This window comes from Oceanobacillus picturae (genome assembly GCF_000612865.1).
In the GTDB taxonomy this organism is placed as follows: domain Bacteria; phylum Bacillota; class Bacilli; order Bacillales; family Amphibacillaceae; genus Oceanobacillus_B; species Oceanobacillus_B jordanicus.
Map to the genome: position 1 here is coordinate 1,840,491 of NZ_CCAX010000001.1, position 12,309 is coordinate 1,852,799.

Genomic DNA, 12,309 nt, shown 5'->3' on the forward strand with positions numbered 1-12,309 from the left:
TTTTTTGGTTTCTATTTTTCTATAAATTCAACAAGACTTGGTAAATTAGTGTAGAAATTTTTATATTTGCTTACCTGCTCAAAATCTTCAATTTGGAAATCTGAATCAATAATCTCTGCTGCATATTCGCTATTGCACTCATTTTTGCATTTTTATAAGCAAAAGGGTAATCGAGTACAATGTAATTTAGAGGTTCATGTCTTAACTTGTCTACGTCTTTAATTAAAGGAGATAAATCCCAACTTTCATAATCTGCTCCTTTATTTACCCAATCAATTATATCGTCCACACCGTCAAAATCATAATCATCGAAAAAGTGTATTCTAGAATTTTTTAATTTTCTATGTAAGTATTTAGCGATCGTTGTTTTGCCGCCACCTGAAACTCCTGCAATAGCGATAACTTGTGGTTTCATTCGATTATTCATAGCATTCTACTCCTCAACCTCTTTCGGCTGAAGCCCTTTAATTTTGTAAAAATAGATCACAGCTCCCTGGACAATAAAATAAAGTCCGACCAAGATCCATAAAGAGTCACGGTAAAATGAATAAGAAATATCGAAAATAGAGTGCGCAATCTCCAACAGTAACCAGCCAATTGGAAAAATCGGTACTATCGCATGAGAAGATTTCTTTAAGATTTCTTGTCCTTGTTTACTTTTCCCTTCTATTCCCCAGGTGAATTTTAATGTGATAGAGTCAATTTCATAATTGCTCTTTTTAAAAATACAAAGACGAGCCGAATTCTGATCTTGTATTCTTAAAAACAGGAATCATGCAGTTTTATGTTGGTTTAATCGTGCATTCATACGGTCTGCAGCTAATTTTGAAGCATTGTAAATAAGCGTGATCATATCAAAATGAACCTTGGCGCGCTTTCCGGTACGATAACGAACATTATTAAGTTGAAAAAACTCCTTAAGATATGCGTTTACGCGCTCAACAGCTGTACGACGTTTAAAGATTGTTCTCCAGGCTTTAGATCCACGAGCTGGCGCTGTGTATCTTCTGAGGTCTTGCGTTATCTTTACTTTATATACCTTTTGACAGATGCCTTCGTTAGCTAAAGGACAGCTACTGCACTCCTTTGGCCTCGTGAATTTCAGCGTTTCATAGTTGGCATCAAAGCTATCGTAACGGTAAGAATGCTCACGAAAACAAGTTGGGGCAAAGTATTTATCAAAGCCAATTGGTTCCCTTTCATTTTTCTTATTATAGGCAATGATAGACTGATTCCCCATTCGATGTACTTGTTCATAAATAGGTTCATAGTCGTAACCCGCATCCATTGTTTGGTAGCGCAAAGAAGAAAGAGCTAGTTCCTTCACCCCTTTTAATAAGGGAATGGCAGCTTTTCCGTCATTCAAACTTCCTGACGAAAAGAGTGACTGTAAAATATATTGACTAGATGTCCCAACAGCTAAATGGCCCTTGTAGCCGTACCAGAAAACATTTTTTCCTTCACTGTTCTTTTTTATGCCCCATTTTGGGGCTTGGGGGACTTCAGCCCGTAAGTCGGTTAAAGGTACGTCTAATTGCGCTTCTATTTTCTTTTCATAAAGAGGCAAGTTTGCTTCTATTTCAGCCTGTTCAAGTAACCATTGTTCCCGTTCTTCCTTGGGTTTGCGTCCACGTTTTTTAGGTTCTGTTTTGGGCTTATCTTCTTTGGGTGGTGCTTGATCACGTGCTTCGAAGTGAGTGGCATCAATGGCGACGGTGTTGTCACTAATAAAGCCTTCCACAATGGCTTGTAGGACTACTTTTTTCTGTTCTTCTTCTAGAACGCTAGAGTCACTAAGTTTCGTCAGCAGGCGAGAATAGGCAGCTTCGGAAGGTGTCTCGTCCGAGACAAGAAAACCACAGTTCAATTTAAAAACAAAATCATCATTCAGGCGTTTCACCAAATCTTTAATCGTTGGAATACGTTCAACTATGCGAATGAAAGAGCTGATAATCATCGCTGCATAATTAAGCTCCACAGGAGCGCCACGTCGTGATTTTTTATTCACTTCATGGAAGATTCGATCCACGTCTATCTCGGATATAATTGAATCATACCGTTGGGTAGGTTCCATCTTGTATAATTCTTGGATGCCAAATAAGCTTGTTTGTCGTATAATAGTCATAAGAAGTGCTCCTTCAGTCTTTTTATGGTTTTATAGTCAACTACCATTATACAAGATTTGGGGAGGTACTTCTTTTTTTGTCTCTCAAAAGCGTTGAGACAGAAGGATTAATAATTATGAAATTCATTCATTAAAATAAATATTATCGTTAACATACACAGCCCTCCATTATTAATTCTTTTTAGGCTTTCTCTCCTTCATGAATAATCCCAGAATAAACAAGATCTTCATAACGGTCTTCTTTTCTTACATGGTCTTTCAGTATTCCTTCCTGTTTCATCCCTACTTTTTGCAACACTCTTCCAGACGCCGGATTTGTCCCGAAGTAACGTGCAAATACTTTATGATAGTGTTTTTCCTCAAAGGCAAATTGGATGATAGCTTGCGCAGCCTCTGTTGCGTACCCCTTTCCCCAGAAAGGCTCCCCAATCCAGTAGGCCACTTCCCCATTTTTGTGTACGTAATGGTTTGAGAGTGCAATCGCGCCATATAACTTCCCACTTTCCTTATCTGTAACAGCAAACTCATAGGATTTATCCGCCACAATACGGTCAAGATGGGGTTCCATCCAAGCTAACGCGTCTTCTATAGAATACGGATATGGAAGATATAATGTATTTTGGTAAATGTTTATGTTATTACATAGCTTTGCTACCACTTCTGCATCAGTCTGTTCAAACAACCTTAGCACAAGCCTCTCTGTCGTAATCGTCCGCAACGCTTGATTGTAAAGCATGGATAATCCCCCTCAGTGAATCTTTTTTACTTATAGTGCGTGTTCAAAAAAGAGGATAAAAAGGACCGAGAAGTTCGAGGCGGTGTAGCTTTGAGTACCGGAACGTATGTAATTAATACGTGAGGAACGGAAAAGCAAGCCAACGAAGAAATTCGATGCGTCATTTTAACCGAATTTTTTGAACAACCTCTACTACTTCAAATAGATTTGGAAAGAAACTTTATTATTACCATAGGACCAGACAGTACTTTCTATTTTTAGGTTGGAACTAAATCTTTCAATCCAGACCTGTTTTGCGTTTAGTAAAGCTGTTAATTGAGCAGAATTAAGATGCACTTCTTCGGTCTGTTCTGTTTTTTGAAAAACAAACACAACACATATACAATCTGTTTGATTTGCTGCAACCTCCATTAGTTGGCCTCCTTGTTGATATTTACTGCTTTCGAGGATTTCCACTTCATTGTCATTACCACCCACCAAAAGATCAAGTAACCATAAAGTGCAAGTACAAAAATTGCCATGACGTCACCTTTCACTACGTTTTGCAAGAAGTACTCCAACTCATTTGACCCTTCAGGTCTCCCAATGAGATAAAACAACGTTGCAATAGGGGTGATAAATGTCATGGCCAATGCAGGATAGGCTAAGTCTTCCAGTCGTTTTCTTCTAATACTCCATATTGCCATCACAATTGTTATCAGGAAAAAAAGAAAATACAAGACCGTAAACCAAGGTAGCAGCGTCTCCCACATAAAAATCCCCCTTAAATTTGCTGTTATTTTTACCCTTATCATACCATAATTTGTATTTGTTTGAAAATTAACAATTGGTTATACACAAGCTTCTTGAGGCTAAATTTTTCCCATAAAACAAAAAAGGAAGCAGTCGTATGCTGCCTCCCTTGCTTGTAAGCTTATTTATGCCTTCCACTATGTTCTGTTTTAATTAACGTGCTTTCTGTCTTTGTTTCATCATGGACATCGCAATAATATACGACCACTTTGATATGGTGGATGATCTGACAGGTGCGCGTATGACGCATAAAATTCTTCCAATAGGTGAATTCATGCTCGCCCCCGTCTACCTTTTCTGTATATGTATCCTGCACTTGCCAATTGTGTTCCTTTTCCTCTTCTGGGATTACTGTTCCACCATCAACTTTTGCATAGGAAATTTCTCCACTTAGGAGGATGAAGAAAATCCCAGCCAGCATCATGCCACGCTTCCACATATCATCAGCCCTTTTTAAAGATTCGGTTACCCTTAGTTATTGCCGGACAGTTAAAAAACATACATGGTTATCCATCTTACCTGGTAGTAAAATCACCATTTAATGGAGCTGCACTTTATTCGAATAAACCGTATTTGGTCTTAAAACGTTTTATGATTTTAATCCAGGCATTGCTGAATAGAAGCAAGAAAAATACATTTGAAAGGGCATGGGCCAAATCAAAATAAAAACTCGCACTGTAATATAAAAGAATCTCTGTCCAGCTTATTTGGTTGATCATGCTTACGACGAACCAAAGATTCATAAACCAGCCAAATAGAAAACCGACCCCAAATCCGTACACACATCTACCTAGCAAATGTTTCATAAACAGCGTGTTGCGCAACAGTCCTGCGGTCAATCCAATCATGCCCCAAGCATACATTTGCCAAGGCGTCCACGGGCCCTGGCCTAAGAAAAGGTTGGAAACAATTGCTGCCAACACACCAATAACAAACCCACTTTGCGGGCCCAAGACAATCGCTACAGCAATGATGACGAATGTGGTTGGCTGAACACTGGGTAATGAAGCAAATGGCACCCGACTCACCGCTGCAATCGCTCCAAGGATCGCAAGCATGACAAGCTCTCTGCTCGTCAATTTCTGTTTAGAAAAACGGTACATAAAGGGTACAAAGGAAATGCCCATGATAAGCAGACTAACGATCATATAATGTTCTGAAATGATTAAGGGAAAACAACAGAGCAAAAGCAATACAGCGACACTTAGGATAATTAAGGTTTTCTTTGAACGCGCCAATTCTCTTTTGCCTCCTCTAATGTTACAGCTAGCGGTGCTGCGGATTTTCTGGTCATTCGATTCATTACCGTTGTGTAATAGGTATTTCCCTTAAAGAAGGCTCTGGTACCCTCTACAACCGAAACATCCCCCTGAAAAAGCATGCTAGAACGCGTTGCATAATTTGCTGCGAATTCAACATCATGGGTCACCATCACAATGGTCAGCCCCTGCTTCCTAAGATCCCCTAGTAATGTTCCAAGCACTCTTTTCGAGTAAGGATCAAGGCCTTTTGTCGGCTCATCAATTAACAAGATCTTTGGATCCTCGAGCAGGGTGCCAAGTAAAGCTGCTTTTTGTAATTCACCACCACTTAAATCAGCAGGATGTCTTTCCGCAAAGCCTTTAAGGCCAAATGTATCTAGCAGTGTATGTATCATCGCTTCTCCATTCTCAACTGGGTGTTTCTTTACAATCTGTCTGTATTCCGCCATTAGCGTATCCTCAAGGAAATAAAGGGCGGGATTTTGCGGTAAATAACGAATAGCCATTTTCTCGTGCTTTTTCTGTTTTTTTCCGTCATAAAGCACTTTTCCATGTTGAGGTCGTAGAATGCCGGCCATGACTTTAAGTAACGTTGATTTTCCCGTACCATTTGCCCCGAGAATAGCGAGCAATTCTCCTTTGTTCACAGAAAGGGACAGATTATGTAGAACAGGTGCTGTGTCTTTGTTATATTGAAAATCGATTTCCTTTAGAGTAAATAAAGGAGTGGCCTCTTGCTCTACTTCCATATCCGAATCAGCTGTTATGTTGTTTGCCAAAAGCCAATCTCTACCTTCCTTTACATTAACAGGGATACTTTCTAGATCTACCTCTGGTTGAAAGTGTAGAAACAATCTAGAAGCACTTGGTAAAAAATAATTTAAAATAGGATGTGCATGCAACATTGCGACAGCTTCACGGGGCGGAGCATCTACCTTCTTTACCCCTCCTTCTAAAACAAGGACCCTGTCGGCTGCAGCAAATAGTTCTTCTAGGCGATGCTCCACCATTAAAATAGTGATGCCAAATTCACGGTTTAACTGCGTTAACGTTTGGATAAACTCTTTGGCTGCAATTGGGTCTAACTGTGCTGTAGGTTCATCAAGCAATAAGAGGTCTGGTTCCAATAAAAGGACGGACACCAAATTCACTTTTTGCTTTTCCCCTCCTGAAAGCTCACTTGTTTTTTTATCAAGCAGGTGAGTTAGTCCAAAGTAGTGCGTCATCTCGGCAACTTTTTTGCGCATATCTTCCGTCTGATATCCTTTATTTTCCATACCAAATAACAGCTCTTCCATAACATTATCCATTACGATTTGATTTTCCGGGTCTTGAAAAACAATGCCAATGTCATCTGGTGGCGTGTCGTGCTTCTCAAGCTGAGTTCCATTATAAAAAATGCTTCCCTCCAGCTTTCCATGTGGCGCTATTTCTTGTTTCACAAGGTGAAGCAGAGTCGATTTGCCACTTCCAGATGCACCGCAAAGGACCACAAACTCTCCTTTATGTACATGAAAATCCACTTCTTTTAATGCTGGATTTTCTTCCAGTGGATAGGTAAAACTTATGTTTTTTGCAGATAAAATTTCCATTTTGCTACTTCCTTCCCTTCTAACCACAGCGGAAAAGCGAGTAACAGGGACCAGTTGGCGATAAAGAGCCATTCTCTCTGTTCAAGTTGGGATGTCTCAAGAACAGGCAATAGAGACAGGACACTATCTTCAAGCCACCATCCATAAACCATGCAAGATCCTGTTACCAGGATAAATGCCAATGCGTACCAATCCTTGTTCTTCATGGTAAAGGCTTGGTATTGGGTGCGTTTTTGTTGGCCATATCCTCTTGCTGACATGGAATCAGCCGATTGGATGGATTGCTCAAGTGAGCCTGTTAACAAGGCCTGTAAAAATAACATGCCGTTTTTTCCTCGCTCTTTTATGCTCCCTTTTGTAACAGAGAATCCCCTTACCTTCTGTATCTCTTCTATTTCCTTTAAGCGTTTTTTTAACAATGGTACAAAACGGACAGCAAGCATACTTAACAGCGCCCATTGCGGGGAAATGCGAGCAAATAAGTATAAGAACCGGTCTTGGCTAATGATTTGATTCAGACTTATAAACGCTAGCAAGATACCTACTATGGTTAACGCCAGCATAATCCCTTGTATGATCGCCTCAAGCATGACTTGATTGCCAAATAAATAAAATAAAATATGATTTCCTCTCCGGTTAAATACCGGGGTTAATACAAGAATAAATATTGCCAATGTAAAAATCATAGTTGACCAGGTTTTCAATTGCTTTCCTTTATCTATAAGAAAATGAAAGACAAGTAGAAATCCTACGCCTACTGCCAAAAACACAGGATGTTGAGAGAGCATGAAACCAATTATGACAACAACATAATAGGCAAGCATCACAGCTGGATGAAAGGACCGAACACCCCTTGTGCTCATCCTTCCACCCCACTTTCTTCCAGATAATTTGTGGTATAAAACCAGTAAATTACTTGGCCATCCTGTACAGGGGTTGCCCCGGCACTCTGTTTAATCAGCGCGCCATCAAGACGGACCATCCACCCACTATTTTGCCCTTCATCGAATTCATACAAGTTATCAATACCTTGAACATATGCAGTGGAGTTAGAACCCGTTACGCTAAATTGGATCCCCCTCTGCTTTAAGACCCTTCGTGTAATATCAAGTATGGTATCCCCTTCCTTCCGTTCCACCCTTGTTTGCGGAACAATTTGACCTTTTATATCCCGTGCGTCAACGGAGAACGTGACATAGGAGGATGGTTCTTCTGGCTTCTTGGGGGGATCCTGCTTTTCCACTTTTCCCTTGCTTTTATCTGGTTTCTCTTCGGATTTTGTTGGTGTCTCATTCTGCTTCGTTTTTTTCGTTTCTTCTTTTGTATTGCTATCCTGCTGTTTCTCTGTAAGAGGCTCTTCTTTCTGAGCAGCAGGTGCTTCTGCCTTGTTGGACGTTGAACTGGAGTTTGCGTTGGTATCTGTGCTACTTGAACCGCTATCATGTTTCTCTTCCTGATTCGAATTTTCTTCGGAGGAATTAGCGTTCGTTTGTTTCGATGTCTTTTCCTCTTTTTGCTCGGTTTCCTGCTTCGCTTTGTCTGTTCCTACTGGTTGTTTTTCCTGAAGCATGATTTCCTTTTCTGGTATTTCAGCAGCTGCTACAGGTTGCTCACCATTAGCAGGGGTTACTTCATCCTTTGCACAGCCAAAAGCAATGAAAACGATAAGACCAATCATGAACAACAGACTCGTATATCTTCTCATGCGTTTTTCCCTCCTTGGCTAAACATACAATCGGGTAACCATTCATCGATTACCCGATCTTTTGTCTTACATACTTTCGTTTGCTTGACGCTTTCTCCACATCAAGAAAATGGCTCCTCCAATAAGCAGAAGCACTAAACCACTTGCTAGGAAGTTAAATGTATTCGTTGATGTATTCGGCAGTTTTTCACCAGATGCATTTGTTTGTTTATCACCCGCGTTTTCAAGCTGTTTTACATGCTCATTTGTTTCATTGTTTTTCCCATTATCTGAAGTATTGTCTCCCTTTTCAGGTTTCGGATCTTCATCCTTTGGTTCGTCATCTGTTCCTGGTTGATTAGGATCCGCTTCCGGTTTTTCTGTATCTTCCGGATCCTCTGGCTGTTCAGGTTCATTAGGAGGTTCTTCTTCAACTGGTGCGGAGAATTGATAAACCGAACCAGTTCCGTTTACTAGCTTTTGGTAGGCGACAAATGCTAATAATGCCTGCTGTGTTGACATATCAGTAGACCCACCAACAAGTAGGTGGCTATATCCGCCATCCTCCTGTTTAAACTTAAGCAAATGCTGCAGGAGGTTGCCACCTTCTTTTGTAAACGACGGGGATGTTGGATCTGCTCCAACTGCTGCTAATCCAATGATTGCCTGTGAAACAGACTCACTAGAATCGCCGCCATTAAACTCAATATCATAGCCACCTTCAGCATCCTGACTTTCTGCTAGATACGTTACTGCGCGATCAATTGCTGTTTTCACTTTTGGATCCTCTTTATAAGGAGCAAGAGCGGCTAGGGCCATTCCGGTAATGTCTGGACTTGGATTACTTCCAAAGAAAGACCAGCCTCCATCTTCTAGCTCTTTATCTAAAATACTTGTGATCAGCATGGTACGGAAATCTTCTGACACAGCAAATTCCGCACTATCTATCGCGAGCAATCCATAGATTGCGGCATTGATTGCCGGATCCCCCTCCTCCATCCAAGAGTGAGTTGCCAGCTTGTCGATTAGATTTATGCCATTTATATCAGTGGCATCTTTTCCAGCAGCACTAAGCGCGATAATTATTTTTTCAAGTTCAAATAGATTACGAAATTCTCCCTCGTTATCTTTCACTAATGCTTCAATGCTTTCTACATAGCTATCAGGGATTTCCCGGTTCGTATGGGCAACACCCCAAACCCACCATTCGCTACCACTGGTTAGCTGAATAGATGCTGCATCCATGTATGATAGAATATCATCAACGTTTACTTGAACCTGCTTCTCGTTGATTGCTGGTGTTTCCTTATCTGCAGGTGTTTTGGATTCATCTTCGGTTTCTTCAGCTGGAGCTTCTTCTTCCTCTGATGGTGTTTCTTCCTCTTCATCTACTTCTTCAGGAGGTTCATATGTAGTAACCTGCAATTGAACCTCTTGGCCTTCCTGAACTGGATGGTCAGCAATACTTGTAGAAAGTGCCTCATTATCCACCGCTACATTCCAATAATCATTCGGCCCAAGATCTGTTTCTCCAACGTTGTTAATAAAGGTTAGTAACGAATCATCTACGGAAACATCAAGGCTCAGACCCTCTTGTGCTGCCGCCTGATACAATGCATCATATGCACTGGACCCTGTCGCAACGGCTACTTCTCTATTAATGATAGCGTTATCATTAATGTCGGTCGCTGTCACACTTATCGACACTTCAGGGGAAAAGTCATCCAAATCCCTTAATGCAAATAAAACATTATCTCCATTCTCTACTTCGAAAGAGGATGCCCCAACATCTGCAGCCTTCCCGTTCACATTGAAGGACCAAGAGTGGGTATCGGTTTCCAGCACCTTACCGATGCCAGTTACATAGTTTCCGAAATCATACTCATCATATTGTATTTCCTTATCTTTTTTCTCGCCGGCTTCCAGTAATACATCAAAGGCAGTGTCGCCTTCGTCTATTTCTATGGCCGTCAATCCAAACACTTCTTCACCGTTTTCATCAATTGCCTTTATCGTAACACCATTATCCATAGTTGCAGCATGAACTGCCAATGGTTGTATAAATGTTACATTACCGACGATGAGTAATAAACTAAGTAAAAATGCAGCGTATTTTATTATTCTATTCTTCATATGCCAACCTCCTTATTTTATAGATAAACGTCGCTATCGCCCCTATGAACTCATTAGAAAAAACTCGTATTCTCTCGTCCTTTAACGAAAGCACCTCAAAATTTCAACTACGTCGACTTTACTTCCTTGTTGAAATTTTATACTTTCTCAGAGTACAAAAAAATACACCTCTTCCCGAAGAGATGCATGCGTGACGTAGCGCATTAAACAATTATGTATACAAAACTCTAGCTGTAAAATCCGCTGACACACCTCCCTATCCGCGTAGGTTTGAATGGTGTAAAAAAACAGGCAGGTCTCCTGGCTCATGATCTTCATTTTCTATGACCTTCCCATCAAGTGACAGTGGTATGCAATAGAAAACTCCCATTTACAGTGGCGGGACCGCACCGGAATTGCACCGGACTTCCCTTTTAATGAGCTATACCTCGGTATAGCCCAACCCATCTTTTTCCTATTCAATTGCTTTCATGATAATCAACTCTAGGTAACTAGTCAACTTCCGTTTTTGATTATTCGCAATAGATTAGGGGAGAATTTGGAAGGAATACTTGGGCAGGAGGCGTGGGATTTAGGAGGTTAGTCACGCGAGTTTGGCTGCTTCTCACGCGAGTTCAGCGACTCCCCACGCGAGTTCAGCTACCCCTCACGCGACTCTAACTGCTTATCACGCAAGTTTAGCGGATCTCCACGCGAGTTTCATAGATTAAAAAAAAGCGGGGTAATAATATCCCCGCCCGAACTATATTGCAAATTGTTTGCTTAGATTTTTAGCGTAGGCAGAACATGGAGACTCCTCAAAAATCCAAACCAATTTTCTTCGTGCGAAGTAAAGCTACCGAAGTTCTTCTTGTCCTACGGGAAGAGCACGAGCTGAAGACCCCGGAGTGGCACCCTTTCCACGAGGAGGCTGAGGCCGTGCCCGTGGAAAGCGGAATGTTCTGCAGAAGCGGTGGTCAAAAAGTTATTTTTTGCACTAACGATTTAGTTATCTCCCACGCTCATCCTTCAAAATAAATCCCGCTTTGTTTTCGTGCTGTTTCAGTAATGGCAAGTACTTCTCGACTAATCGCCTTCATTTCTTCATAGGCTGGTGAATCACCTTCCTGCATACAATCCAAAAAAGCTTCAAGTTCATAGGCCATCACATTTTCCCGCTGAGTAGCTCCGTTCCAGGTAGATCCCCCTTTCGAACGTGGCTTGTACTGGATATTAGAAAAGGCGCCAATATCATCAATGCTAATGGTTCCTGCCTCACCCTGAATTTCCGATTGCAAATGAGAGTTAGAAATTTTCGAGCAGAGGATGGTGCACACAAACCCAGGATATGTTAGCACTAAGGTCCCGCTACCATCCACACCACTAGAAAGCATGACTGGAGTATACTGCACATCAAGCGGTTTTCCAAACAACGCAACAGCCACTGCAATAGGATAGACACCTAGGTCAACCAATGCACCACCCGCAAATTTTGCTGAAAAAATGGCTGGTTCCTTTCCTGCTAGTAGCTCATCATAGCGAGAGGAATATTTCATCCGATGAAAGAGCACATTTCGCAGCTGCCCCACATCATCCAACTCTGCTTTTACCTTTTGAAAGTTTGGTGTATAAAGATTGCGCATTGCCTCGAATAAACGCACCCCATTTGCCTCTGCAACACGATGAGCTTCCTCAAATTCTTTTAAACTGGCAAACATCGGCTTTTCACAAATCACATGCTTGCCCTGTTCCAGAAATAACACAGCCTGCTTAAAATGAAGCGAGTTAGGAGATGCAAGATATACACAATCCAAATGGTCACTCTTAGCCATTTCCTGTAAATCCGTATAGTAATATGCTGCACCATGTTTTTGGGCAAAGTTTTCAGCTTTTACTTCTGCCCTTGAATGAACAGCACATAGCTCTGCTCCATCGACCTCTTTTATTGCTTCAATAAAGGATTCTGTAATCCAGCTTGTGCCAACTGTTCCGATTCTCATTCCAAC

The 12,309-nt window shown here is 41.2% G+C and carries 12 protein-coding genes and 1 riboswitch; all 12 genes read right to left on the reverse strand.

Annotation, left to right across the window (positions count from 1 at the left end; all coding sequences use genetic code 11):
* Positions 1 to 70: 70 nt before the first annotated feature.
* Complete coding sequence (locus BN988_RS09300) at positions 71 to 427, reverse strand: nucleoside/nucleotide kinase family protein (RefSeq protein ID WP_051557776.1); 357 nt, start codon at positions 425 to 427, stop codon at positions 71 to 73.
* Positions 428 to 772: 345 nt separating this feature from the next.
* Entirely contained in the window at positions 773 to 2,125 is a 1,353-nt protein-coding gene (locus BN988_RS09305) for a transposase (RefSeq protein ID WP_036573490.1), read from the reverse strand.
* 181 nt (positions 2,126 to 2,306) lie between these two features.
* Complete coding sequence (locus BN988_RS09310) at positions 2,307 to 2,861, reverse strand: GNAT family N-acetyltransferase (RefSeq protein WP_036575509.1); 555 nt, start codon at positions 2,859 to 2,861, stop codon at positions 2,307 to 2,309.
* A 192-nt stretch (positions 2,862 to 3,053) separates the two neighbouring features.
* The gene (locus BN988_RS09315) at positions 3,054 to 3,272 is read right to left on the reverse strand and encodes a hypothetical protein (RefSeq protein WP_036575512.1); all 219 of its coding nucleotides are present in this window, start codon (positions 3,270 to 3,272) and stop codon (positions 3,054 to 3,056) included.
* A complete protein-coding gene (locus BN988_RS09320) occupies positions 3,272 to 3,613 on the reverse strand; it encodes a hypothetical protein (protein ID WP_036575515.1) in 342 nt (113 codons plus the stop codon). The genes BN988_RS09315 and BN988_RS09320 overlap by 1 nt, the downstream gene beginning before the upstream one ends.
* Before the next feature lie 161 nt (positions 3,614 to 3,774).
* The gene (locus BN988_RS09325) at positions 3,775 to 4,092 is read right to left on the reverse strand and encodes a hypothetical protein (RefSeq protein WP_036575518.1); all 318 of its coding nucleotides are present in this window, start codon (positions 4,090 to 4,092) and stop codon (positions 3,775 to 3,777) included.
* Positions 4,093 to 4,207: 115 nt separating this feature from the next.
* The gene (locus tag BN988_RS09330) at positions 4,208 to 4,891 is read right to left on the reverse strand and encodes an ECF transporter S component (RefSeq protein WP_036575521.1); all 684 of its coding nucleotides are present in this window, start codon (positions 4,889 to 4,891) and stop codon (positions 4,208 to 4,210) included.
* Positions 4,867 to 6,507, reverse strand: a complete 1,641-nt coding sequence (locus BN988_RS09335; RefSeq protein WP_036575524.1) for an ABC transporter ATP-binding protein — start codon at positions 6,505 to 6,507, stop codon at positions 4,867 to 4,869. Before BN988_RS09335 ends, BN988_RS09330 begins: the two co-directional genes overlap by 25 nt.
* On the reverse strand, positions 6,480 to 7,370 hold the full coding sequence (locus BN988_RS09340) for an energy-coupling factor transporter transmembrane component T (protein WP_036575527.1): 891 nt from the start codon (positions 7,368 to 7,370) through the stop codon (positions 6,480 to 6,482). Before BN988_RS09340 ends, BN988_RS09335 begins: the two co-directional genes overlap by 28 nt.
* Complete coding sequence (locus BN988_RS09345) at positions 7,367 to 8,212, reverse strand: DUF4430 domain-containing protein (RefSeq protein ID WP_036575530.1); 846 nt, start codon at positions 8,210 to 8,212, stop codon at positions 7,367 to 7,369. The genes BN988_RS09340 and BN988_RS09345 overlap by 4 nt, the downstream gene beginning before the upstream one ends.
* Positions 8,213 to 8,278: 66 nt before the next feature.
* Positions 8,279 to 10,324, reverse strand: a complete 2,046-nt coding sequence (locus BN988_RS18340; RefSeq protein ID WP_051557778.1) for a DUF4430 domain-containing protein — start codon at positions 10,322 to 10,324, stop codon at positions 8,279 to 8,281.
* Between the two features lie 273 nt (positions 10,325 to 10,597).
* Positions 10,598 to 10,786, reverse strand: a riboswitch (cobalamin riboswitch).
* Positions 10,787 to 11,325: 539 nt separating this feature from the next.
* Positions 11,326 to 12,303, reverse strand: a complete 978-nt coding sequence (locus BN988_RS09360; RefSeq protein WP_036575537.1) for a Gfo/Idh/MocA family protein — start codon at positions 12,301 to 12,303, stop codon at positions 11,326 to 11,328.
* Between the last annotated feature and the right edge of the window lie 6 nt (positions 12,304 to 12,309).

Excerpts from the sequence above, each read along its gene's own strand:
- BN988_RS09300 (WP_051557776.1), bottom strand. The coding sequence starts at position 427 with ATGAATAATCGAATGAAACCACAAGTTATCGCTATTGCAGGAGTTTCA.
- BN988_RS09305 (WP_036573490.1), bottom strand. The coding sequence starts at position 2,125 with ATGACTATTATACGACAAACAAGCTTATTTGGCATCCAAGAATTATAC.
- BN988_RS09310 (WP_036575509.1), bottom strand. The coding sequence starts at position 2,861 with ATGCTTTACAATCAAGCGTTGCGGACGATTACGACAGAGAGGCTTGTG.
- BN988_RS09315 (WP_036575512.1), bottom strand. The coding sequence starts at position 3,272 with ATGGAGGTTGCAGCAAATCAAACAGATTGTATATGTGTTGTGTTTGTT.
- BN988_RS09320 (WP_036575515.1), bottom strand. The coding sequence starts at position 3,613 with ATGTGGGAGACGCTGCTACCTTGGTTTACGGTCTTGTATTTTCTTTTT.
- BN988_RS09325 (WP_036575518.1), bottom strand. The coding sequence starts at position 4,092 with ATGTGGAAGCGTGGCATGATGCTGGCTGGGATTTTCTTCATCCTCCTA.
- BN988_RS09335 (WP_036575524.1), bottom strand. The coding sequence starts at position 6,507 with ATGGAAATTTTATCTGCAAAAAACATAAGTTTTACCTATCCACTGGAA.
- BN988_RS09340 (WP_036575527.1), bottom strand. The coding sequence starts at position 7,370 with ATGAGCACAAGGGGTGTTCGGTCCTTTCATCCAGCTGTGATGCTTGCC.
- BN988_RS09345 (WP_036575530.1), bottom strand. The coding sequence starts at position 8,212 with ATGAGAAGATATACGAGTCTGTTGTTCATGATTGGTCTTATCGTTTTC.
- BN988_RS18340 (WP_051557778.1), bottom strand. The coding sequence starts at position 10,324 with ATGAAGAATAGAATAATAAAATACGCTGCATTTTTACTTAGTTTATTA.
- BN988_RS09360 (WP_036575537.1), bottom strand. The coding sequence starts at position 12,303 with ATGAGAATCGGAACAGTTGGCACAAGCTGGATTACAGAATCCTTTATT.